This window comes from Sutterella megalosphaeroides, assembly GCF_003609995.1.
Lineage (GTDB): Bacteria > Pseudomonadota > Gammaproteobacteria > Burkholderiales > Burkholderiaceae_F > Sutterella > Sutterella megalosphaeroides.
This window is the reverse complement of sequence record NZ_AP018786.1, coordinates 2473630-2497352: the sequence shown is the minus strand read 5'-3', so window position 1 is coordinate 2497352 and position 23723 is coordinate 2473630. Positions and strand designations below refer to the sequence as shown.

Sequence of the window (23723 nt, the reverse complement as noted above, 5' to 3'; positions counted from 1 at the left end):
GCCAAGCGGTCGCTCCCGTCGGGTGCGGCCGCTTTTTTCACTTTTCGCCCGTCGAGCTTCCATGATTCATACGGTCTACAGTAACAGCTACGAGGTGCTTCGCGCCGTCCTTCTGCACAACATCGAAGCGCTCGCCGTGGGTCCGGCTAAAAATCCCTCGACGCTCTTCGAGCGGGCGTTCGAACGCGTGCCGATCATCACGCCCTCGGTCGGAGTGGCGCTCGACGTGCAGCGCGCCGTCGCCCGCAAGGACGCCGTCTGTGCGGGGCTCGACTTCATGACGCTTTCGACCTGGATGGGCTTTTTCTCGAAGGAGCCTCTTGCGAACGTCGTTGGGAACGAAGCCGAGTGGATGATCTGGGCGATTCTGCGTCGCACGGGCCCGGAGAGCTTTCGGGAGGCCCCGGGGCACGAACGCCTGAAAAATTACCTCAAGGGAAAGACCGACCGCGACATCTACGCGCTCGCGCGTCGCATCTCGGGGCTCTTCGTTTCCTACGCCACGTATCGACTCGACTGGATCTTCTCGTGGTTGGGGCTTCATGCCGAAGCGATGAAGGGGGTGGAGAGCGACGAAAACCGCCGGCGCGAAGACCGCGCGCTCGAAGCGCACCCCGACTGGGCGTGGCAGCGCGACCTCTGGGGGGAACTCTCGAAAAATCCCCGCTGGCAGGGACGGCGCTTTCTCGAAGCCTTCCCGGGGACTCTGGCGCGGATCGAAAACGTGCGCCCCGACGAGCGGCGTCTGACGTTCGAAGACGGCCGTGCGGTGGCGATGCCGGGGGCGTTGCACGTCTTCGTCCCCTTCGTCGTTCCGCCCCTCATGCTCCCGATCCTGAAGGCCTATGCGACGTCGGGTCGCGAAATCTGGTTTTACCTTCTCAACCCGTCGAGCGAATACTGGTTCGACCTCGTTCCGCGACGGCTATTTGCCGTGCGCGGCGACGAGCACCGCGAAATCGGTCATCCGATTCTTGCCGACAACGGACGAAGCACCCGCGCGAACATCGATCGTCTGTGGCGCTTCACGCAGTCGGACGACCGGAATGCGCAAGCCGAGGATTCGGCAGCGGACGAGGGCGGTCCCGACACCATCCGTGCGATCGATCGCACGCGAACGACGTACGACGCCTTCATGGCGCGGTACTTCCGTCGTCCTCAGGACCTCGAAGTCGAAACGGACGTCGAGATGCAGAGCTACTACCTCGAGGCGAACGACCCGAGGCTTCTGCGGCGCATTCAGGATTCGATCCTGTTGCTCGATCCCACGCGCGTGACGCACGACGCGAAGACGGGGGAGGCCTTCCCCGAACTCCTTGCGGCCGACGACGACTCGGTGCGGTTTGCGGCCGCGCCCACGGCCGTGCGCGAATTGGAGGGCCTTGCCGAATGGTTGCAGACGCTCTTCGAATCGACCCGCAACGACGATGAGCCCTTGACTCCCGACGACGTCCTCGTTGTGACGCCCGACATCTCGGCTCTGTTGCCGCTCGTGGAGCGCGTCTTCGGGAGCCTTCCCGCGGGGCGTCGCATCGAATGGCGCGCAACGGGGATGCGTGCCGTGGAAGCGGACTCGCCGGGCGAGACGCTTCTTGAGCTCGGTCGCTTGCTGACGGGGCGCGTGCGCTCCGAAGCGCTCCTTGCGTGGCTGTCGCTTCCGCTCGTGGCGCGCCGCTACGGCTTTGCGGTCGAAGACCTCTCGATCCTTTCCGATTGGCTCAAGGCCGCGGGTTTCCGCTTCGGGCTCTCGGACGAACACCTGGCGGCCATTGACCCCGCGACTTACGGCACGGTGAAGGACATGACGCTCGCGCGCGCCGTCGAGCGGCTTGCGCTCGGGTACTTCCTTCCGGACGCCGCAAAGAGCCCCTGGGGCGACGTGATTCCGGTGCGCGGGTCGGAGGCGGACGGTTGGGTGTCGGTGGTGGACCGCCCCGAACTGCTCGAAGCGCTTGCGCGCGCGGCGGCGGACCTCGAAGCGTTCCGACGCCGTACGGAGGGCGAACACGAGCCCGCCGTGTGGGTCGAATGGATGACGGATGCGCTCACGGTCTTTTTCCCGAGTGACGCGACGGGGCTCTTTGCGCCCCTGCGTACGGCGATCGTGCAGTTGGCGGGCGAAATGGAAACGGCCGACGAAGTCGAGCCGATTCGCGTCTCGTTCGAGCTTTTCCTCTCCGCGCTTGCGGGCCGCGTCGAAGGGACGGCCTCGGCGGGGAAGCCCACCCATTGCGTGACCTTTACGAGCATGACGGCGCTGCGAGGGCTTCCCTACAAGGTGATCGCACTCGTGGGCTTGAACGACGACTGCGCTTTCCCGGGTACGACGCGACGCGAAGAATTCGACCTGATGGGGGCCGCGCCCCGGCGCGGCGACCGCGACTCGCGCATCGACAACCGAAACGCTTTTCTCGATCTCCTGCTTGCCGCCCGATCGCGCTTTTACGTTTCCTACGTGGCGGGGACGGGAACGGCCGAGCGGCTGCCCTCCGTCGTTGCGGAGGAACTGCGCGCCTGGATTCTTTCTCTCGAAGAGGACGACGAGCGTCTCAAGACCCTGAGCGCAAGGCTCACGAAACGAATTCCCCTCAACCGCTATTCGCCGGACGCGTTCCTCGCGCCGTCGGACACGCGCGGTCCGGGTTGGCGCAGCCACGATGCGGCACTTTTGGCGGCGCTCCGCGCGGCCGATGCCTGCGAATACCGTGCCGACGAACGGGCCTTTGCGGACACGGGGCTTGAGATCGTCGGGGAGTGGCGACGCGAAGGGTTGCCTTCGACGCTTCTCAAGGCTTGGTGGGCGAAGCCCGCGACGACGACGCTTTCCTTGTGCGACGTGCGGTACCCGAAGCTTTCCGAAACGGAACCCCTGTCGATGTTCACGCCGTCGGACGGCCTCTCGAAGTGGCAGCGCAAGGACGAAGCGCTCGGCGCGCTCCTTGCGGGTGAAACGCTCGAATCGATTCGCGAACGCTGGGCGCTTGACGGTCGGTTCGGCGCCGCGGGGATCCGCGAGTGGTCGGTCGAAGACGAACTCGATACGGCGGAGAGCGTTGCTTCGCGCTGGCGCACGACCGTCTCGGGTCTTGAAAAGCTGGACGACCCCGCGGTGTCGGTGAAGCTCGCCTCGGGCCTCACGATCGAACACCGTCAGGGAGACCTTTACCGTACGAAAGAGGGCGGACTCAAAGCCGTGCGCCGCGCGGTCTCGGAAGCAAAAATCACGTCGGGGGCTTTCTTCAAGCTCCTCATCGACCATGCGATCTGCCGCGCGGCGGGGATGGAGCTCGATACCGTCGTGGTCTGCCCGCCCGCCGCGGAGAAAAAGCCCACGAAAACCACGCGCTCGAAACCGAAGGCGCCTCCGCCCGGTGCGGACGGTCTTTTGAAAATGCCGAATTTCACGCCCGCGGAGGCAAAGGTTCTCCTAGAAGCGCTCGCTTCGCCCCTGCTCGCTCTCGAACGTCGGGCTGCTCAGGGAGCGGACGACGCGCCGTTTGTCTTCGGGTTGGATGCGAAGTCAAAGCGCATCGAAGAAGTCGCGGGCGGCGCCGCCACCCGCATTCTTTGGCGCGGCGAAGACGCAGGGGAGGCGCAGCGGCGTCGCGAAAACGAAATCGACGCCCTCAAATCCTTGGCGGTCGCGGGGGACGACCCCGCGGAGGTTGCCGCTCGCCTGGGGGCGTTTCTCGCCGCCATGGGGCTTCCGCTCGGTGCGGGTGCCGACGAAGAACCCGAATCGACGAACTGAAATCACGGAGGAGAGGGACCGCTGAGGGCGCTTCACGCCCTCAACGGTTCCGAAAAACTATGACGGAACGGAAATCCAAGGCCCCCGTGTTTCGGGATGATTGCGAAGCGGCTTCGCTCGAAGCTTCGGCCTGCGAAGAGCTGTCGCTTGACGATTTGCCGATCGAAGACCTGCCGATCGAGGAGATGCCGCCCGAAGTGTCGTTCGACGCTTCGCTCGGTGCTTCGGCAGCGCACGAGGCGATTGCGCCTCCCGAATACTTTCGGGAACTCATGGACGGCGCCTGGGAGGGACTCACCGACGAAGAGCTTGCGGGCTCCGACGGGGAAGTCGACGACATCGACCTCACGGGCGCGTATGCGGCGGGGGCCGATCCGGAGCCTGCAGCCGACGCGCCCGCTCGACCCGCGGACGACGTCTTCAACGTGGAGTCGGCGCCGCTTCTCGGTACGACCCTTTTGGAAGCGTCTGCGGGCACGGGTAAGACCTTCTCCATCAAGCACCTCGTTTTGCGACTCGTCGCGGAACTCGATTTCTCGATCGAAAAGCTCCTCGTCGTGAGCTTCACCCGCGCGGCTACGGCGGAACTCTCCGCAAGAATTCAGCACCATTTGGCGCAAGCGAGCGCTTACCTCTCCGGCGAAAAAACCGAAGAGGAAACGGACGATCTGATCGTACGGCAGGTGAGGACCTGGGAGGCGGCGGGGCTCGATCGGGAGACCGCGTGCGCGCGCGTGCGGGCAAGCCTCACGGGATTTGACAACGCGTCGATCCTCACGATTCATGCCTTCTGCCAGAAGATGCTCAAGAACCACGCCTTTACGGCGTCGGGGAATCTCTCCGAAGAGCTGTCGGACGACGACGGCGACGTCTTTTCGGACGCGGTCGAAGACTTCCTGCGGCGCGAACTCGATCGCCTTCCCGACGAGGGCGATCGACGGGCGCTTCTGCGCACGGAAAGCTGGGAGCGAATCCTGAGGGCGCTCGACGGGCAGCCCGCCGACCTCGTGCGGCATCGGGCCGCCCCTGCGGACGACGACACGTCGCCCGCCGTGAACGCGGCCTTCGAGCGGTTCGTGACCGAAATGCCCGAGCGCGTGGCCGAAGAGAAAGCCCGTCGCGGCATTCAAACGTTCGACGACATGCTGACGGGCATGTGGCGGACGATCGCGGCCGACACGGACGGACACTTCACGGCGGGGATCCGACGCACCTACCGCGGCGTTCTGATCGACGAATTTCAGGATACGGACCCCATCCAGTTTGCGATTTTCGACAAGCTCTTTCTGTCGGGCCTTTCCGTCGAGGAGCGCCTTCGACGGTCGCTCTTTTTCGTGGGCGACCCGAAGCAGGCGATTTACCGATTCCGTTCGGCGGACCTCAACACCTACCTGCGTGCGCGCGCCGTCGTGAGCGGAGTGCCCGACGGGCGTCTGCCGCGGCTCTCGACCAACTTCCGTTCGTCGAAGCCGCTTGTCGAAGCGCTCAACGCCTTTTATTCGCGTCCGGGGGCGGGGACGCCCTTCATGCGACCGGGGCTCGAATACCGAAGCGTCGACGCGAGCGGACGTCGCGCGGGGCTTTGGGTGAAAGAAAACGGGGACTTCTCTCCCGCGCTTCCCTTTGAAATCTGGGGCCGCACCGAGCCCCTCGGATCCGCCGACGAAAACGACGGCGAACTCGACCGGGCGGTCGCCTTCGACATCAAGCTTTGGGTCGAACGCGGGCGCGCGGGTGAAGCGCTCCTTCCGTGGGAAGACGAGAAGGACGACGCGTCGCTCGTGTGCGAGACGCTTGATGTCGACGGGAAGTCGCGCCCGATGCGCGCCCTTGAAGCGCGCGACGTGGCGGTGCTCGTTCGCAGCCGCGACGAAGCCCGCGGCATCATTGCGGAACTTCAAAAGCTAGGCATTCGCGTTCGCATCTCCTCGCAGGAGAGCGTCTTTGCGACCGACGAAGCGATGGAATTGCTCCTCTTGCTTCGCGCCGTCTCGGCCCCCGCGGACGAGCGCCTCATGAAGGCCGTCCGCACGACGCGCCTTTTCGGCGAGACGCTTGCCGACGTGCGCGCCGACGACGAAGCGCGCCGCATTGCCGTGCGCGAGCGGCTCGAGGCGGCGCGGGAACTCTGGATGCAGCGCGGGGTCGCGGCGGCCGTCGAATCCGTGACGACGGGCGAACACTTGGCCGAGCGCCTCCTTCCGGTGCGGCTCGGCGAGCGACGCCTTGCGAACTACGCGCATCTCGTCGAACTCCTTCACGAAGCGGGGCGCCGCTACCAGACGCCTGCGGGTCTCATCAGTTGGTTCGAGCGCAAGATGACCGACACGAAGGACGACGAAGCTGCGAAGATGCGCTTGGAGAGCGACGCGAACCTCGTGACGGTGGAAACCATTCATTCGAGCAAGGGCCTGGAGTACCCGATCGTCTATTGGCCGTACGCGCACAAGGGTTACTCCAAGCAGAAATCCGCCACCTTCCGGCGGGTGAATCCCAAGACGGGCGAAGCCGTACTGGAAGTCTCGCCTGTTCCCGTCACCGAAGCGGACGACTTGGCCGAAGAGGGGATGGAAGAGCTCACCCGTCTCGGCTACGTCGCGCTCACGCGCGCCTCGGCCCGTCTCGTGGTCGGGGCGACGATGATTCGCAAGAGCGAACGGAGCGCCGAGTGGCGTGCGAACCGCCTGAAGAATCCCTTCTTCTGGTCGCTCACCCGCAGCTGGGATCCGACGCAGGTGGGGGTCGTAGAGGCGCTTCGCGAACTGCAGGCGATCGAAGACCTGGCGGGCGCAGAGGGTATCCGATGGCGTGAAACCGACGACGTTCTCGCGAAGGCGCAGGGTGAGGTCGAACGGTACGATGCCGCGCGTCCGATGCCCGACGAAGACGACTTCGGTGTCTCGCCCGCGCACGACGTTTGGGCTGCGTGGCGTACGGCGAGCTTCACGGGCCTTACCCGTACGCTCGGCGACGACGAACCCGCGGCGGCGCACTTCGCTCCGAGAAAGCGTTTGGAACTCTCCGATCGGATTCTCACCTTCCCGCGCGGCCCCCGAGCGGGCGACGCGTTGCATCGCGTTTTGGAAACGGCGGACTTTCAAGCGATGGCGCCCGAAACCGAGGCGGTTCGCGCGATGCGCACGGCGCACGCCGAGCGCGTCATCGGGGAGACGCTGGAATTTTCCGAAGCGGAAAAGCCTTTGGCTGCCGCGGCCGTTGCGCGCATGATCGGCGACGTCCTCAATTCGGAGCTTCTGCCCGGGGTTCGGTTGCGCGACGTCCCGCCCGAAGCGCGCACGGCCGAAATGGAGTTTCTCCTTTCGATGCCGTCGAACTTGACGGCCGCCCGCTTGGGCGAAGCGCTCGCGAGGCTCGACCCCCGTTACGCGGTGCCGGGTTTGACGGAGGCGTCGCTCACGGGTTACCTCACGGGCTTCATCGACTTGGCGTTCGGCGCGGGCGGGCGCTTCTGGATTCTCGACTGGAAGAGCAACGCCATTGCCGACGAGCGCGAGGGCTTTACCGAAGAAGCGATGGCGGTCGAAATGACCCGCCATCATTACCGCCTTCAGTACCTCCTTTACGGCGTGGCTCTGAGGCGGTGCCTCAGGGCGCGCTTGGGCGACGAATTCCGCGAGTCGATGATCGGAGGGGCGATTTACGTCTTTCTGCGCGGGCTCTCGGCCGAGGACGAGCTCGACGCCGACGGACGACGCCCAGGCGTTGTCGTCGACGAAGTGCATCCCGCCGTTCTTTGGTGCCTCGACGAACTCTTTGCCAACGGGTGGTCGGAAGAAACGGTCCGGAAGGCTGAAGCCGAAATCGGGCGCTCCGGGGCGCGCTCGAATTGAGAAGGGAGCGTGTTATGACGGAATCGAAGACGAAAGAAATGACGGAAGAAGCGTTGAACGAATCGACGACGAGTGCTCTGCAGGACGAACTCCTCCCTCTCGGGGCGGCCTTTTTGCGTATGGCCGAACGCCGCGCGGGGCGAGCGCTTTCCGACGAGGCGGCTCTGGCGGCGGACGCGCTGATGCGCGCCTTTGCCGAGGCCTCGCACAAAGGGAGCGTGTGCGTACGCCGCCAAGACCTTTTGGCAGCGCTCGCCGAGACGATGCCCGAGCTCTTCGATCGCGACACCGCCAACGAGCGGCTCGAGCGCCTCTTCGACGAACTCGAAGCGCTCGGGTTGCTCCTCAGACGCGAGTGCGCCACAGCGCCCGAAACGCTGGTTGCGCCCTGGGTCGAAGACGGCGAGCGCATCTACGCGGCGCGCTACTTCGCGCAGGAAGCAAGCCTTGCAGACGCACTCGTTCGGATTGCCTCCCAAACGCCCGATAAGCCCTCCGAGGCGGTGCTCTCCGAAATGCGCCGCCTCACGGACGCGATTCACGCCGACGAACACCAGGCGGGGGCCGTTCGCAAGGCGCTCGACGAAAACCTCGCCGTGATTTGCGGCGGCCCCGGGACAGGGAAAACGACGAGCGTCGTTCTGATGCTGGAGTGCCTCCTTGCGGAAAAGCCGAATCTGCGCATCTACCTGGCGGCCCCGACGGGGAAAGCCACGAGTCGCATGGCGCAGTCCATTCAGGAAAGCGTCGCTTCGGACCGGCTTGTTCATTTGCTCCCGCGCATGGGGGCGGTGCTCGCGGGAAAGAGCGACGCCGTGGTCGAAGGACGAACGCTTCACAAGTGGCTCGTCACGAAAACCGCTTCCGGGGAACGTCCCTCGAAGACGAACCCCTTGCCCTGCGACGTCCTCGTGATCGACGAAGCGTCCATGGTGGACATTCACCTCGCGGCGCGCCTTTTCGAAGCCGTCTCCCCGAAAACCCGGGTGATCGTGCTCGGGGACAAATTCCAGTTGGCGGCCGTGGGGCCGGGGGCGGTGTTCGCGGACATTTCTTCCTCAACGGGGGCTCTGGCGCGCCACGTCGCGGAATTGAAGACGAGCCGGCGCTTTAAGGAAAAAACCGTCATCTGGTCGCTCGCGCGCGCCGTGAACCACGAAGGTGTGGCCGCTAAGGACGCGCCCGACGACGTGGTGCGACTCCTGCGCGCGAACCTCACGGAACCCTCGGCCGAGGGCGACATTCGTCCCGCCGTCTGGTTCGACGAAGCGCCGCAGCCCGATACGGGGCTCTCGAGCGCGGCGCTCGAATGGCTCGAGCGCGAATCGCAGCCTTACCTGGAGGCGCTCGCCGCGTACGTCGAGGCCGAGCGTCGACCGGGGGTCGGCGACGCGGAAATGGAAGAAGCCTGGACGCGCCTTTGGAAGGCGCTCGCGCGCTTTCGTCCGCTCGCGGCGCAGCGCCGCGGCCCTCAGAGCGTCGAAGCGCTCAACCGCGTCATGGAAAGCCGCGTCAAGGCAAAACTCGTCGAAATCGGCGCCTACGACGAACGCTTCGACGACGAGGTGTACCCGGGGCGCGTCGTCATCGTGCGCAAAAACGACGACGTGCTCGGCGTCTTCAACGGGGACGTGGGGATTGTCGTACCGCTTCCCTTCGGGCCCGACGAGGATCCCCTCACGGCGCGCCCCCGCCGCACGGTGATTTTCGGCGACACGGGAAAGCGCATCGCTCCGTCGCTTCTTCCCGCGCACGAAACGGCGTTTGCGATCACGATCCATCAGTCGCAGGGGTCGGAATTCGAACACGTGGCGGTGTTTCTCCCCGAAAAGCCCGATTCGGGTCTTGCGACGCGGGAACTTTTGTACACGGGAGTGACGCGAACGAAGGGGACCGTGACGATTTTCGGCTCCGAACGCACGCTTCGCACGGCGGTCGCAAGCCGTACGGCGCGCGTCGGGGGACTCGCGCAGCGCCTTGAGGAGCGGGTCCGTTCGACCGAAGTGCGGTGAGGGACGGTGAGGCACAAACGCTAATTCCGAGCGCCCGCAGTCTTCGGCATGGGGGAAAACCCTGGAAAAGCCGAATGTGTTGCATTTTTGCAACGCTTCGGCTTTTCGTGTTTGGGATTGGGATTTTTCGTGGAAATGGTAGGGGTCCTTTGTTTTCAGGGAATTACTATAAGACGCAGGAAAAATGAACGATCGGAGCTTGCATTTGTTCGGCTTCTCTTGAAATCGCTGTCAATAATGTCCCTGTCGCCCCGTTGCGGATGCGATACACGGATGCCGGCGATCGCAGCGATCTCCGGTCACATTTCGGCCTTGCGGCTTCGTTGCCGCGATGGCCGCACGGTTCGAGGGGTGCTTTATTGCACGCAGGCGCCCGTCGGACAACGGGGATACGTCCCCAACTTCTTCAGGAAACGAATTATGTTTAAGAAGACTCTTGCTGCCGCCGCCGTTCTCGGCGCTTTTGCCGGTTCCGCTTTCGCCGCTGACGTTACGCTCTACGGCGTCATCGACTACGGCTTCAACTATCAGCATGTCGACACGGACGCCGCCAACACGGACGCCTCCGACTCCTTCCGCATGATGTCCGGCCAGAACTCCGGTTCGCGCTTCGGCCTCAAGGCTCAGGAAGACCTCGGCAACGGCCTCCAGGTGGGCTTCGTCCTTGAAAACGGTTTCGATGCCGACGACGGCTCCTTCGACAGCAACGGCGACGACAAGATTTTCGGCCGTGAATCCCAGCTCTATCTCTCCGGCGCCTTCGGTACGGTCTCCTTCGGCCGCGTCGGTCAGATGGCGAGCGCGAACGGCTCGTTCGGCCTCATGGGCGGCGCCTCCCCGTTCTCGGGCGGCTGGCAGGATTCCGTCGGCCAGAAGTTCGTGTTTGCGAACGGCTTCGCCCGCTTCGACAACACCGTCACCTATGTGACGCCGGAATTTGCGGGCCTCAAGGTCCACGCTCAGTATTCGTTCCAGAATTCGAGCGCGGAAAAGGGTACGGAAGGCAAGTCCTCGGTTGACCGCTACTACGGCGTCGGTGCGACCTACACGAACAACAACCTCTACCTCGTCGGTATCGTCGATTCGATGAACTGGGGTACGCAGGTTGGTGACGCCGGCCGCAGCCTCGACGACCAGCTCGCCGTTACCCTCGGCGGTGCCTACGACTTCGGCGTCGCGAAGCTCTACGCTTCGGGCCAGTACTTCGACAACGCGAAGGGCGTCGGCCAGAAGCGCGCCACGGAAACGGGCGCCATCACCGGCGGCTACGACTTCTCCGGTCTTGAAGGCGCCGAAGGCTGGGGCCTCAACGTCGGCGTGGGCGTTCCCGCGTTCGGCGGCACGGCCAAGGCTCAGATCGCCTACATGGATGCCGAATCCACGCGCGACAGCGACATGAACGTTTCGCGCTGGAGCCTTGCTGCGGGCTACGACTACAACCTCTCGAAGCGCACGATGGTCTACACGGCCGCCGCCTACACGCGCGACGACGTTTCGGATCAGTACCAGACCGTGGCTGCGACGGGCTCCAACCCCTCCACGGTTGAAGTCATGGCCGGCCTCGTCCACAAGTTCTAATTCAAGAACTTGAGTCGTTCGCCTTCGGGATGAACGGCGCAGGCTTCGAGTTTGCAAGGAGCGCATGGGTTGCACGACATGCGCTCCGTGTGAGAAGCGAAGCAAAAACGAACAAACCCCTCCGTCGGATCGCGACCGTCGGAGGGGTTTTTCATGGACCGTCCCGGCCGCACGACCGTAGCCCGAACAACGAAAAACCTCCCGACGGGAGGCCCGTTCGGGAGGTCGTATGCTCGGTCGGCTTGCGAGTTATTACGTCGTCAGAGTGCTTCGGCCGCAAATTCCGCGAGACGCGAGCGTTCGCCGCGCGTGAGCGTGATCGTCGCCGCGTGCTCCCACCCCTGGAAGCGTTCCACCACGTAGGTAAGACCCGAGCTCCCTTCGGTAAGGTACGGGGTATCGATCTGCGCGATGTTGCCCAGGCACACGATCTTCGTGCCCGGACCCGCACGCGTGATGAGGGTCTTCATCTGCTTGGGCGAGAGGTTCTGCGCTTCGTCGATGATGACGAACTTCTGAAGGAACGTGCGCCCGCGCATGAAGCTCATCGACTTGACGCGCACGCGGTTGCGGATGATGTCCATCGAGGCCTGACGCCCCCATTCGCCGCCCGCGTCGGACTTGTGAAGAACTTCGAGGTTGTCTTCAAGCGCCCCCATCCAGGGAGCCATCTTTTCCTCTTCCGTCCCGGGCAGGAACCCGATGTCTTCGCCGAGACTCACCGTGGCACGCGTCATGATGATTTCGGAATAGCGCCGTGCGTCGATCGTCTGCGTGAGGGCGGCCGCAAGCGTCATGAGCGTTTTGCCCGTGCCCGCCTGCCCGAGAATCGTCACGAAGTCGATTTCGGGGTCCATGAGCAGGTTGAGCGCCATGTTCTGTTCGCGGTTGCGGGCGTTGATGCCCCAGACCTTGAAGCGGCCGCTCTTGCGGAAGTCGCGCATGAGGCGCATCGTCACTTCGCGCCCCTTGATGCCCGTCACGAGCGCCATGAAGTTGTCGTCGCCCTTCACCGTAAGGCAGGCGTTCACGACGAAGCGCTCGGGATGATCCGTTTCGAAGGCGTAGTTCGTGGCGTCGTTTTCCTGCCAGGAGCGCAGCCCCTCGCCGATCGACTCCCAGAAGTCCGCTTCGAGCTCGATCTTCCCCGTGTAGAGCATGTCGGAGTCGTCGAGCACCTTGTCGTTGAAGTAGTCCTCGGCGGGAATGCCGAGCGTCGTTGCCTTGATGCGCATGTTGATGTCTTTCGACACCAGCACGACCGCACGGTCGGGGAAGGCGGCTTCGAGCCCCTTCACGGTGGCAAGGATCGAGTTGTCGCCCTTGAAGGCGGGAAGCGCTTCCGGAAGGGGCGCGGCCATGACCTTCGTTTCGAACCAGAGGCGCCCCTTGGCTTCCGTGTTGCCGAGAAGCGCAAGAGGAACGCCGTCGTGCAGGTTCCCGTTGTTGGCTTCGATCAGGGCGTCGAGACTGCGGCTCACGGTACGCGCGTTGCGCGCGACGTCGGTGAGGCCCTTCTTGTGGCTGTCGAGCTCTTCGAGCGTCGTCATCGGCAGGAAGACGTCGTGCTCGGCAAAACGGAAAAGCGAGAGCGGGTCGTGCATGAGGACGTTCGTGTCGAGGACGAAGAGCTTCGGTTTGTCCTCGGGCATGAGCGCGCGCCCCTTGCGGGTGCTCGCCGGACGGCGGGCTCGCATGGGAGCGGAAGCGGGAGCGACAACCGGAGCCGCAGCAGCTTCTTCGACGGGCGCAACGACGGGGTCGGCCGGGGTTTCGACCTCGGCATCCGCTTGGACGAAGCTCGGCGTGCCGAAAAGCGCGGTCGTCACGTCAAGCATCTCGCCTTGCTTGCCCGCGGCGGAGGCGGCCGCCTTGCGGGTGCGGGACTTCTTCGCGGGGACGGGTTTTGCGGCCGTCTTCGCGGCAGGCTTCTCGGCGGGCTTCTCGGCCGACTTCGCTTCGACCTTCGGAGCGTTCTTTTCGGCCTTGGTTTCGGGAGCCTTTGCGGGAGCCTTCGCGGCAACCTTCGCGGCGGTCGGTTCGACCGCCCCGGTCGCAGCCTTTTGCGCCTTCGTCGTGCGGCGGCGCTTCGCGGGCGTTTGAGGAGCGGCTTCGGCGGCTTCGGCGGCGACGGACTTCACGGGCTCGACCGTCCTGGGAGCCTCGACTTTTTCAAGGGCAGAGGACGCCTGCGCTGCCGCGTCAAGCGCCTTGGCGGTATCGGGCGTCGGTTCGACGGCCGTACTGCGGGAGCGGGCGACGCGTTTCGTCGCGGTTCTCGTGTGACGCTTGCCGGGTTTGGCGGGTTCGCCGTAATCGGCGAGAAGATCGGCCGGCTGAGAGGGCGCTTTGGGAAGCGGCATAGACACCTCGAAAGATGGTTGGCGGTGTGCGGGGAGAAACGGCCGGAGCCGTTCGCGTTGTCAAACATTCTACGAGTCCGCGGGAAAAGCGCGGGGGTCGCACGACCCGTCGAGACGGGTTTCTTTCGGGATTGGGGCAAGCCTCCCTCGAAAGGAGGGGACTTCGGGCGTCTTTTCTCGGTCAAAGGGAGGGGGCGGGTACTTTTTGAAGGAGGACCGGTCGGAATTGGGGAAAATTTCGGGTAGCATGGGCGGAAAAGACCCGGGCGCGCACGCTGCGCCGACGCTTCGAATACGGGGCGAGCGGCCGCGGCCCGGCTTGCCGGCATCCGCCAGAAACAACGACGGAGGGTATTTCATGCAGTACATTTCGACGCGCGGCGAACAGTCGCCGAAGCGCTTTTCGGACATTCTTTTCGAAGGCCGTGCCGAGGACGGCGGCCTTTACGTGCCTGCGGCGTTCCCGCGCCTCACGCTCGAGCAGATCCGCATGATGCGCGGTCTCGACTACGCGGGGCTGGCGCTGGAGGTGATGCACCTCTTCTGGCCCGAGCTCGAGCGCTCGACGCTCTGGAAGCTCTGCCGCGACACGTACCAGCCGGAGTTCTATCCGTACGGGCGCGATCGCATCGCGACCCGCGAAGTGACGCCGATCACGTGGTTGCACGACGACGTGGGGCTTCTGGAGCTCTCGAACGGCCCGACGCTTTCCTTTGACGACATTTCGCTCTCGCTCCTTGCGAACATCTTCGCGCGCGGCTTGGGCGAGACGCCCGCCACGATGACCTTCCTCGGCGCGACGACGGGCGACATGGGGGCGGCCGCGGAACACGCGTTCGCGGGGATTCCCAATGCGCGCGTCGCGATGCTCTCGCCCCAGGGTCGCATGAGCGACTGGCAGGCCGCGCAGCTCTACGCCAACACGCCCGCCAACAGCGTCAATCTCGCCGTCGACGGCACGTTCGACGACTGCCAGGACATGGTCGAGCGCATGCTCTCCGATCGCGAATTCGCGAAGAAGCACGGTCTCGGCGCCGTCAATTCGGTGCTCTGGGCTCGTATCGCCGCGCAGATCGTCTACTACTTCTACGCGTACCTTCAGGCCGTCGAAAACGTCGGCGAAGAGGTGGTGTTCGTCGTTCCCGGGGGCAATTTCGGCAACGCCTTCGCGGGCTGGGCCGCAAAGCAGATGGGCCTTCCCATCCTGCGCCTCATCGTCGCCACGAACGAAAACGACGCGATGGACCGCTTCCTTCGGACGGGCGTCTACGCGCCGCGTCCCGCGAGCGAAACGCTCGCGACGAGCTCGCCCTCGATGGACATTTCGCGTGCGGCGAATTTCGAACGTTTCCTTTATGAAATGCTCGACCGGAACGCGCGCCGTACGGCCGAACTCATGAAGGAACTCGAAACGAAGGGCTCTTTCGAACTCACGCCCGGGGAATTCGCCCGCGTGCGCCGTTCGGGCCTTGCGTCGGGTACGTCGAACCACGCGAACCGCCTCGAAATCACCGAGCACCTCTACGTCGAATACGGCACGTACGTCGACCCGCACACGGCCGACGCCATCTACAGCGGCATTTATCTGCACCCCGTGGGCGTTCGCACGTTGTGCCTTGAGACCGTGGATCCGGCGAAATTCCCGAAGATCATCCGTCAGGCGACGGGGCACGACGTGCCCGTGCCGGAAGGCTTCGAAGATCCGCGGGGGAAACCCGCCCGGAAGACCTACATGCCGAACGATTTCGACGCGGTCAAGGCGTTCGTGGCCGAGTTTGCCGACAAACCCTTCTGATCGAAGAGAACCATGACGCAGAGTGCCGACCTTAAGACGGTCACGCGTTGCGCCCCGCGAACCCCGCCCTTTGCCGTGGGGTTCGTCGGTTTTTCGGGGGCGGGCAAAACGACGCTCGCCACCCGCGTGGCGTCGATCCTCGCGGCGCGCGGTCTGAAGGTTTCCGCCCTCAAGGACGCGCACCACGGGGTCGATCTCGACAAGCCCGGCAAGGACACGTACCGCTACCGCGAAGCGGGTGCGGCGGAAGTGATCCTTCGTACGGCCGAACGCTATGCGATTCTCGTCGAGACCCCCGAAACCGTGTCGCTCGACGAACTCCTCGCGCGGGTGCGGCCCGACGCGGACATGGTCGTCGTCGAAGGGTTCAAGCACGAAGGCGACTTTCCGAAAATCGAGCTCCTTCGCGGGGAGGCGGCCGACGCGGTCGCTTCCGGCCGAAGGACGCCCCTATATCCGACGGACGAGCGCATCGTCGCCGTTGCCGTCGACCGTCCCTTCACGCCCGTGCGCGAAGCGGTCGACGTTCTCGACGCGAACGACCCTCAGGCCGTCGCCGACTATTGTTTGAAGCTTCGCGCGGCGCGCGAAGCCCGATGAGGTGGATGGAGATGCTTACTTACAGCGAAGCGCTCGCGAAAATTATCGCCCACGCCCGGCCCGTGGCCGAGGTGGAGACGATTCCTCTTATGTATTCGACCAATCGCGTGCTCGCGCAGGACGTCGTGAGCCCGATGGCGGTGCCGGGCTGGGACAATTCCCAGATGGACGGCTACGCCGTGCGTGCGGCGGACTTGGCGGCCGCGTCCGAAGCGAACCCCGTCCTGCTCCCCGTTGCCGAGCGCATCATCGCGGGCTCGGTCGGCAAGCCCGTCGAAGCGGGCACGTGCGCCCGCATCTTCACGGGCGCCCCCGTGCCCGAAGGGGCCGATACGGTGGTGCCGCAGGAAGAGGTGACGGTGACCGAAGCGGGCGTTCGCTTCACGAAGGCTCCGAAGGAAGGGGCCTGGGTGCGGCGCCTCGGCTCCGACATCGCCGTCGGTTCGACGATTCTGCGCGCGGGCGACCGCCTCACCCCCGCCGCGATCGGCACGGTGGCCTCGATCGGTCGCGCGTACGTGACCGTCTATCGGAAGCTGCGCGTCGGGATTTTCTTCTCCGGGAACGAGCTCGTACAGCCGGGCGAACCCTTGCCCCCGGGCGGGGTCTACAACTCGAACCGCTACATGATCCGCAGCCTTCTGCAGACGCTCGGCTGCGAAGCGTTCGACCTCGGGAGCATTCCCGACACGTTCGAAGCGACCGTGCGCGCTCTGGAGCACGCGAGCGAAACGGCGGACGTCATCCTGACGACGGGCGGCATGTCGGTCGGCGAAGAAGACCACCTGAAGCCCGCCGTCGAAGCGCTCGGCGCCCTTGACGTTTGGCGCGTGAAGTTGAAGCCCGGCAAGCCCCTGGCGTTCGGCAACGTGCGCGGCGTTCCCTATATCGGGCTCCCCGGCAACCCCGTTTCGGGCTTCGTCGTTTTCCTCATGATGGCGCGCCCCTATCTCCTGCGCCGCATGGGCATGACCGACATCGACATGAAGCCGCAGCAGATCCGCGCCGACTTCGAGTGGACGAAGGCGGGGGATCGTGAAGAATTCGTGCGCGTGCGCCGCAACGATGCGGGCGGGCTCGATCTCTTCCACACGCAGAATTCGCAGGTGCTCTCGAGCTGCGCCTGGGCGGACGGTCTGGCGGACATTCCCGCGGGCGCCGTCGTGAAGAAGGGCGACCTCGTCGCCTACTACCCCTTCTGCCAGTTCTTTGCCTGAGAGCAAGTACTTACTAGTTATTACTGGTACGTACCGGTAACCGACAGTTCTTACCAGTACATTTTTTGGTGTGTTTATGAAAATCGAGGTTCTTTACTTTGCCGGCCTTCGCGACGCCATGGGGCGCCGAAGCGAAACCGTGGAACTGGAGGCCGACGCCTCGACCCTGGGTGAAGTGCGCGCGGCGCTCGTCGCCCGAGGCGAACCCTGGGCGAGCGCCTTCGGCAACCTCAAGCGCGTGCGCGGCGCCGTGAATCAGGAAATGGCCGAAGACGCCGATCCCGTGAAGGACGGCGACGAAGTGGCCTTTTTCCCGCCCGTGACGGGAGGCTGATCGTGAGCGGGCAGACGTTCATTCGGGTGAGTCCCGAAGACTTCGACCTCTCGGAGGAAACCGCCCGCATCCGCGCGGCGAATCCGCAGTCGGGCGCGATCGTGAGTTTCGTCGGGGTCGTTCGCAACAAGAACGACGGCTCCGACGTGGCGGCGATGTCGCTCGAACACTACCCGGGCATGACCGAAAAGGCGCTCGGTGCCATCATCGAGTCGGCCCGCGCCCGGTGGTCGATCGACGACGTGACGGTAATTCACCGCGTGGGCGACCTGGCGGTGGGCGACCAGATCGTGCTCGCGCTCGTTTCCTCCGCGCACCGCCGCGAAGCGTTCGAGGCGTGCGAATTCATCATGGATTGGTTGAAGACCGAAGCGCCCTTCTGGAAGAAGGAAAAGACGCCCGAGGGCGAACGCTGGGTCGACGCCCGCGAAAGCGACGACCTCGCCCGCGACCGTTGGGGGACGCGTTCGTGACGAAAGACGGACCGATCGGGCTCGTGGTGCTGGCGGTGGGTTCGGGGGCGGCTCTGGGCGCACTCGGCCGCTGGTTCCTCGCCTACGCGCTCAACCCCCGCACGGATTTGCTACCGCTCGGCACCTTGGCCGCCAACCTCCTCGGGGGGTATCTCATCGGGCTCGCGCTCGCCTGGACGAGCGCGCACCCCGAGATTCCGCCCGCCGCAAGGCTCTTCCTCATCACGGGGTTCTTGGGGGGCTTAACGACTTTCTCGACCTTCTCGGGCGAGAACGTCTCGATGCTCCTTGCGGGCGAAACGGGGCGGGCGCTTGCGCACGCGACCCTTCACGTCGCGGGAAGTTTCGCGGCGACGGCGCTCGGGCTCTTCACGTGGCGCCTCCTCCACTGAGGGATTTTTTTTGAGGATCAAAAGTTGATCCTCGGAAATCGAAGGATCAATTTTTGATCTTCAATGACTCAACCCCGTGAATTTCACGGGGTTTTCTTCTTTCCGACGGGGTCGTTCGGTTGTTTCTGGAGCGGGCTTTTCGTGCCTCGACCGGAAACAATTTGTCGATATTGCCGTTTCCCCGCTTCGTCTTCCCGACTTGAAAACGCGAGGTACACCCCCATATGAATATCAACACGAAATGAAATTCGTCGAGGTGCTCGATCGGGGGTCGGAAGGCCTCCGGCGGACGGGGCCCGCAGGTCCTCCGCACGCACCCGACGCGGGAGACCCTTATGCGTCAAGACAAACTCACCACCAAATTCCAGGAAGCGCTCGGCGAAGCTCAGTCGCAGGCCCTGGCACACGACAATCAGTACATCGAGCCCGTGCACCTTCTCGCGGCGGTGCTCGCCGACAACGAAGGCTCGAGTCGCAGCCTCCTTGAGCGCGCAGGCGTCAACGTCGCGGAACTCACGCGCGAAACGAAGGCCGCAATCGATCGCCTTCCCAAGGTGACCGGCAACGGCGGCGACATTCAGGTGTCGCGCGATCTCGTGAGCGTTTTGAACCTCACGGAAAAGGAAGCGATGAAGCGCTCGGACGCCTACGTTTCGACCGAGATGTTTCTGCTTGCCCTTACGGACGACCGTAGCGACGCGGGTCGCATCGCCCGTGCGGCCGGTTTGCGCCGCGCCGAACTCGAAGCGGCCATCACCGCCGTGCGCGGCAAGGACCCCGTCGACAACCCCGACTCGGAAAACCAGCGCGAAGCTCTGAAGAAGTACACGATCGACCTCACGGCCCGTGCGCTTGAAGGGAAGCTCGACCCCGTGATCGGGCGCGACGACGAAATCCGCCGCACGATGCAGATTCTGCAGCGCCGCTCGAAGAACAACCCCGTGCTGATCGGGGAACCCGGTGTGGGGAAGACCGCCGTCGTCGAAGGGCTCGCGCAGCGCATCGTGAACGGCGAAGTGCCCGACTCGTTGAAGGGAAAGCGCGTGCTGTCCCTTGACATGGCGGGCCTCATCGCGGGCGCCAAGTACCGCGGCGAATTCGAAGAACGCTTGAAGAAGCTCCTTGAAGAAGTGGTCGCTCAGGAAGGGCGCATCATTCTCTTCATCGACGAACTGCACACGGTCGTCGGTGCCGGCAAAACCGAAGGCAGCATGGATGCGGGCAACATGTTGAAGCCCGCGCTCGCCCGCGGCGAACTCCACGTGATCGGCGCGACGACGCTCGACGAATACCGCAAGTACGTCGAAAAAGACGCGGCCCTCGAACGTCGTTTCCAGAAGGTCATGATCGACGAGCCGAGCGTTGAGGATACGATCGCGATTCTGCGCGGCCTGCAGGAAAAGTACGAAGCGCATCACGGCGTCGAAATCACCGACCCCGCGATCGTCGCCGCGGCCGAACTCTCGCACCGCTACATCACGGACCGGTTCCTCCCCGACAAGGCGATCGACCTGATCGACGAAGCCGCCGCCCGCGTGAAGATGGAAATCGACTCGAAGCCCGAAGCGCTCGACCGACTCGACCGTCGCCTCATCCAGTTGAAGATCGAGCGCGAAGCGATGAAGAAGGAAACGGACGACGCCTCGAAGAAGCGTCTCGAAGCGCTCGAAGACGAAATCGAGAAGCTCTCGCGCGAATACTCCGACCTCGAAGAAGTCTGGAAGAAGGAAAAGAGCGAAGCGCTCGGCGCGAAGAGCGTGCGCGACGAAATCGACCGCGTGCGTCACCAGATGGAAGAGTACCGTCGTACGGCGCAGTACGAAAAGCTCGCCGAACTCCAGTACGCCGTCCTGCCGAAGCTTGAAGAACGCCTGAAGAAGGCCGAAGCCGAAGAGGCCGGTCAGCAGCCCGCGCGTCGTCCGAAGCTTCTGCGCACCTCGGTCGGTGCTGAAGAAATCGCCGAAGTCGTGAGCCGCGCTACGGGCATTCCTGTCTCGAAGATGATGGAAGGCGAACGCGCGAAGCTCCTCCACATGGGCGAAGCGATCGAAAAGCGCGTCGTCGGCCAGGACGAAGCCGTGAAGCGCGTGGCGGAAACGATTCTTCGCAGCCGCGCGGGGCTTTCGGACCCGAACCGTCCTTACGGCAGCTTCCTCTTCCTCGGCCCCACGGGTGTCGGCAAGACCGAACTCACGAAGGCGCTCGCCGAATTCCTCTTCGACTCGGACGATGCGATGGTGCGCATCGACATGAGCGAATTCATGGAAAAGCACAGCGTCGCGCGTCTGATCGGTGCGCCTCCGGGGTACGTGGGTTACGAAGAGGGCGGCTACTTGACGGAAGCCGTTCGCCGCAAACCCTACTCGGTGATTCTGCTCGACGAAGTCGAAAAGGCTCATCCCGACGTCTTCAACGTCCTTCTGCAGGTGCTTGACGACGGGCGCATGACGGACGGTCAGGGTCGCACGGTCGACTTCAAGAACACCGTGATCGTCATGACCTCGAACCTCGGCGCGTCCGAAATTCAGGACATGATCGGCGAGCCGCAGGAAAAGGTGAAGAAGGCCGTCATGGACGAAGTGCGCGAGCACTTCCGCCCCGAGTTCGTCAACCGCATCGACGAAATCGTTGTCTTCAACGCGCTCGGCAAGGACCAGATCGGTCGCATCGCCGAAATTCAGCTGCAGAAGTTGCGCGACCGCATGGCCGAGCAGCAGATCGGCCTTGAGGTGACGCCCGCGGCCGTTGCGGAAATCGCCGACGAAGGGTTCGATCCGCACTTCGGTGCGCGTCCTCTGAAGCGCGCCATTCAGGACAAGATCGAAAACGAGATCGCCCGCCTTCTTCTCGAAGGGCGTGCGGCGATCGGCGACACGGTCGTGGTGGATGCGCCCACGAAGCGCTTCACCTTCAACGTGAAGAAGGCGGAAGCGAACGCCTCTTAACACGCGCCCAACCTCCTCATGTCCGAAGGCCGTTCGGGGACCAAGTTCCCCGGGCGGCCTTCGCCGTTTTTGCCGTCTTCGCTTCCGACCCTTTGACGAGGCGTTAAGGGAAGGAAAAGGGCGCGGGGTGACAATAGCTGCTATTCAACCCCGTTCACTCGAAGGAGAAGTGAAGTGAAGAAGACCCTCTTTGCGGCCCTGGCTGCGGCCGCCGTGCTCGCGATGCCCGCGGCCCACGCGGCCGAGACGTCCGTCGTGAAGGCGATCCAGGCCTGCAACGCCGATTTCTTCAAGGCGGTCGCGGCCGACAAGAACATTCCCGAAAGCCTCAAAGTCCGCGACGGCGACATGGCTTATCTGAAAATCGAAAAGGTGCCCCTCGACGTGGTGCTCTTTGAAAAGCCCTTCAAGCAGGACGGCCTCACCGTGACGGGCTACATCTTCAACGACGAAGTGATCCGCTACCTCGGCACCCCCGACATGCACACGCACTTCTGGGGTCTCCTCGTGAAGGAAGACTGGAAGTCGGTCGTCGACAAGATCCAGATCGACTGGGAAGCGGTCGACACGAACCACAAGTCCGCGCACGGTAACCGCATGCAGCGCTCCAACCACGACAAGGAATGGAAGCCCTATCAGCGCGAACAGAATTACACCATGCCCGAACTCGGCATGATCGAGCGCGTCTTCCACGTCGCTCCCTATGAAGACAAGACGATGATCTTCTGCTCGATGCAGTCGGCGGGCGCTCCCTCCGAAGCGATCCTGAAGGAAACGCGTCCCGACCTCCTCTTCGGTGAAAAGGAAGTGCCGGTGCGTCAGGAAGCGATCCAGAGCTCGAACCCCCACGCCGGGATGTAATCGCGCGCACCGAACGCCCACAAAAAAACCCGCGGGAAACCGCGGGGATTTTTTTCGGGTGTTCGAGGGAGGCGGTTCCGGCGCTCTCCGCTCCTCGGGAAAGCGCCGTCCTTCGCACAACTTCAGTTGAGGGTGAAGTTCCCGCGGTCGAAAAAGGCGGGGGCGTTCGCGCCCGTAATCGTCGTCACCTTGCCCGTCGACGTGCAGTAGAGGCGATCGGTGTCGTTGGGCTCGGCCATGAAGGGCTCTTCCGGACGGAAGTACGTGTCAAAGCGCGGCACCTCGATGCCGAAGACGGGGAGAGCTTCCTTCAGAAAGTCCACGATGTCCTCGGCACTTTCGACGATGTGATCCGGGTTGCCGATGGTCACCTGGGAGCCGCCCCAGAGCGTGTTCGGGGCGGACTTGAGCGCGAAGGCCGTGCGCAGTTCGGCGTAGCCGATGAGCGGGTCGTGGAAAAGGCCGAAGCTCGCGATGAGCGCATCCTTCTTCGCGCCGTTGTCGGGCACGCGGTTCTTGATGCGCGTGGCTTCGATCAGAGTGCTCTGCACGCCGAACTGCTCGTCCATTTCGAACATGAGGTCGCGAATGAGTTTGGGTTCGGTAATGAAGTAGCGCATGGCGCTGCCTTCCACCTTCGTGAGGAAGTCCTGCATGTCCCGACCCCACTCGGAGTCGAGGATGCGCTGCAGGCAAATGTTGTCGGCCGACTTGACCTTGCCGCCGATCGAAAGACCCGAATAGAGCGCGGCGCGTCGCTGCGCGAGTTCCCCGGCGGGCGAGGTGACCGTAAAGGGGATGATGCGCTGATGCACCGTCGCCGGCCCGTAGATCTCGGGGAAGTCGTCGGCGTCGGAGAGGAGGTAGGGGAGCGAACGACGGCACGAGGACGAGCGCGGAGCGGCGGCCGCATGCAGCATGTCGTAGTAGGAGGCGTCGTTGGAAAGGATCGTGGAATTCAAGGAGACGAGCTGCGAGACGACGCGAATCGTGCAGGTCGAATCGTCGAAATAGTGCTTCATGAGCAGATCGCGGAACTTTTCACACTCGGCTTCGGTCAGCTCGTTCTTGCGAAGTTCCCCTTCCTCGTAGGCGTAGCACATCACCCCGATCCCGTGCATCGTTGTGACGGTGCCGTCCTTGTTGACGACGTGGATGGGGCGGTCGTAAATGTCGCTCAGGAGGTAGCTTCGGAGGTCCTCGTAGGTCCTATCGGAATACATGTTCCGGTTTTCCGCGAGGTAGTAGTCGACGTGCTTCTGAAACTTGGCCACGTCCCGCGCGTAATGGCGCAGCAACACCGCGCTGATGCTCTGGTGGTCCGTGTCGGAAATGGAGCTCGCAAGCAGGGGAAGGAGGAGCTGCAAAACTTCGTAGAGGGCGTGGTCGAAATCGGGGGATTCGGGCGAGAGCTCGTCGTAGTTCATGGGCGGATCTCTGCGGATCGGCCTCGTGGCGCGGTCCGACGGGAAAATGGGGAAAAAGAGGGCGTTTTCACGCCGAGCGAAGCATTGTACGCCCAAACCGACCCGAGCATAGGTGATTTGCCTC

14 protein-coding genes are annotated in these 23723 nt (G+C 63.9%); 12 read left to right on the top strand and 2 right to left on the bottom strand.

The window, feature by feature from the left end; all coding sequences use genetic code 11:
- Window positions 1-61: 61 nt before the first annotated feature.
- From S6FBBBH3_RS09935 to S6FBBBH3_RS09920, 4 genes are all read left to right on the top strand, one after another.
- Window positions 62-3751 carry an exodeoxyribonuclease V subunit gamma gene (locus tag S6FBBBH3_RS09935; RefSeq protein WP_120177581.1) on the top strand — a complete coding sequence of 1230 codons (3690 nt, stop codon included), beginning with the start codon at window positions 62-64 and terminating at the stop codon, window positions 3749-3751.
- 59 nt (window positions 3752-3810) lie between these two features.
- Complete coding sequence (locus S6FBBBH3_RS09930) at window positions 3811-7602, top strand: UvrD-helicase domain-containing protein (RefSeq protein WP_120177580.1); 3792 nt, start codon at window positions 3811-3813, stop codon at window positions 7600-7602.
- Window positions 7603-7616: 14 nt separating this feature from the next.
- Entirely contained in the window at window positions 7617-9614 is a 1998-nt protein-coding gene (gene recD / locus S6FBBBH3_RS09925; protein WP_120177579.1) for an exodeoxyribonuclease V subunit alpha, read from the top strand.
- Window positions 9615-10034: 420 nt separating this feature from the next.
- Window positions 10035-11192 (top strand): porin, encoded by a 1158-nt coding sequence (locus S6FBBBH3_RS09920; RefSeq protein ID WP_120177578.1) that lies wholly within the window; start codon window positions 10035-10037, stop codon window positions 11190-11192.
- A gap of 260 nt (window positions 11193-11452) precedes the next feature.
- On the opposite strand, the gene S6FBBBH3_RS09915 is transcribed toward S6FBBBH3_RS09920, so the two are convergent.
- Entirely contained in the window at window positions 11453-13555 is a 2103-nt protein-coding gene (locus tag S6FBBBH3_RS09915) for a PhoH family protein (protein ID WP_232008784.1), read from the bottom strand.
- Window positions 13556-13913: 358 nt separating this feature from the next.
- Here S6FBBBH3_RS09915 and thrC point away from each other — a divergent pair, with 358 nt between their 5' ends.
- The 8 genes from thrC (at window position 13914) to S6FBBBH3_RS09870 (ending at window position 22172) form a co-directional block, all read left to right on the top strand.
- Window positions 13914-15350 (top strand): threonine synthase, encoded by a 1437-nt coding sequence (thrC, locus tag S6FBBBH3_RS09905; protein WP_120177576.1) that lies wholly within the window; start codon window positions 13914-13916, stop codon window positions 15348-15350.
- A 12-nt stretch (window positions 15351-15362) separates the two neighbouring features.
- The gene (mobB, locus tag S6FBBBH3_RS09900; RefSeq protein WP_120177575.1) at window positions 15363-15950 is read left to right on the top strand and encodes a molybdopterin-guanine dinucleotide biosynthesis protein B; all 588 of its coding nucleotides are present in this window, start codon (window positions 15363-15365) and stop codon (window positions 15948-15950) included.
- Between the two features lie 11 nt (window positions 15951-15961).
- Window positions 15962-17167, top strand: coding sequence for a molybdopterin molybdotransferase MoeA (locus S6FBBBH3_RS09895; protein ID WP_120177894.1), 1206 nt, complete (start codon window positions 15962-15964; stop codon window positions 17165-17167).
- A 76-nt stretch (window positions 17168-17243) separates the two neighbouring features.
- Window positions 17244-17501, top strand: coding sequence for a molybdopterin converting factor subunit 1 (gene moaD, locus S6FBBBH3_RS09890; RefSeq protein WP_120177574.1), 258 nt, complete (start codon window positions 17244-17246; stop codon window positions 17499-17501).
- 2 nt (window positions 17502-17503) lie between these two features.
- Window positions 17504-17974, top strand: coding sequence for a molybdopterin synthase catalytic subunit MoaE (gene moaE / locus S6FBBBH3_RS09885; RefSeq protein WP_120177573.1), 471 nt, complete (start codon window positions 17504-17506; stop codon window positions 17972-17974).
- Entirely contained in the window at window positions 17971-18366 is a 396-nt protein-coding gene (gene crcB, locus S6FBBBH3_RS09880) for a fluoride efflux transporter CrcB (RefSeq protein WP_232008783.1), read from the top strand. The genes moaE and crcB overlap by 4 nt, the downstream gene beginning before the upstream one ends.
- A 335-nt stretch (window positions 18367-18701) precedes the next feature.
- A complete protein-coding gene (gene clpB, locus S6FBBBH3_RS09875) occupies window positions 18702-21311 on the top strand; it encodes an ATP-dependent chaperone ClpB (RefSeq protein ID WP_120177572.1) in 2610 nt (869 codons plus the stop codon).
- A gap of 174 nt (window positions 21312-21485) precedes the next feature.
- Window positions 21486-22172, top strand: coding sequence for a hypothetical protein (locus S6FBBBH3_RS09870; RefSeq protein WP_120177571.1), 687 nt, complete (start codon window positions 21486-21488; stop codon window positions 22170-22172).
- Window positions 22173-22294: 122 nt separating this feature from the next.
- Here the strand turns inward: S6FBBBH3_RS09870 and S6FBBBH3_RS09865 are convergent, their stop codons facing one another.
- Window positions 22295-23599: a hypothetical protein gene (locus tag S6FBBBH3_RS09865; RefSeq protein WP_120177570.1), complete on the bottom strand. Its 1305-nt coding sequence runs from the start codon at window positions 23597-23599 to the stop codon at window positions 22295-22297.
- Between the last annotated feature and the right edge of the window lie 124 nt (window positions 23600-23723).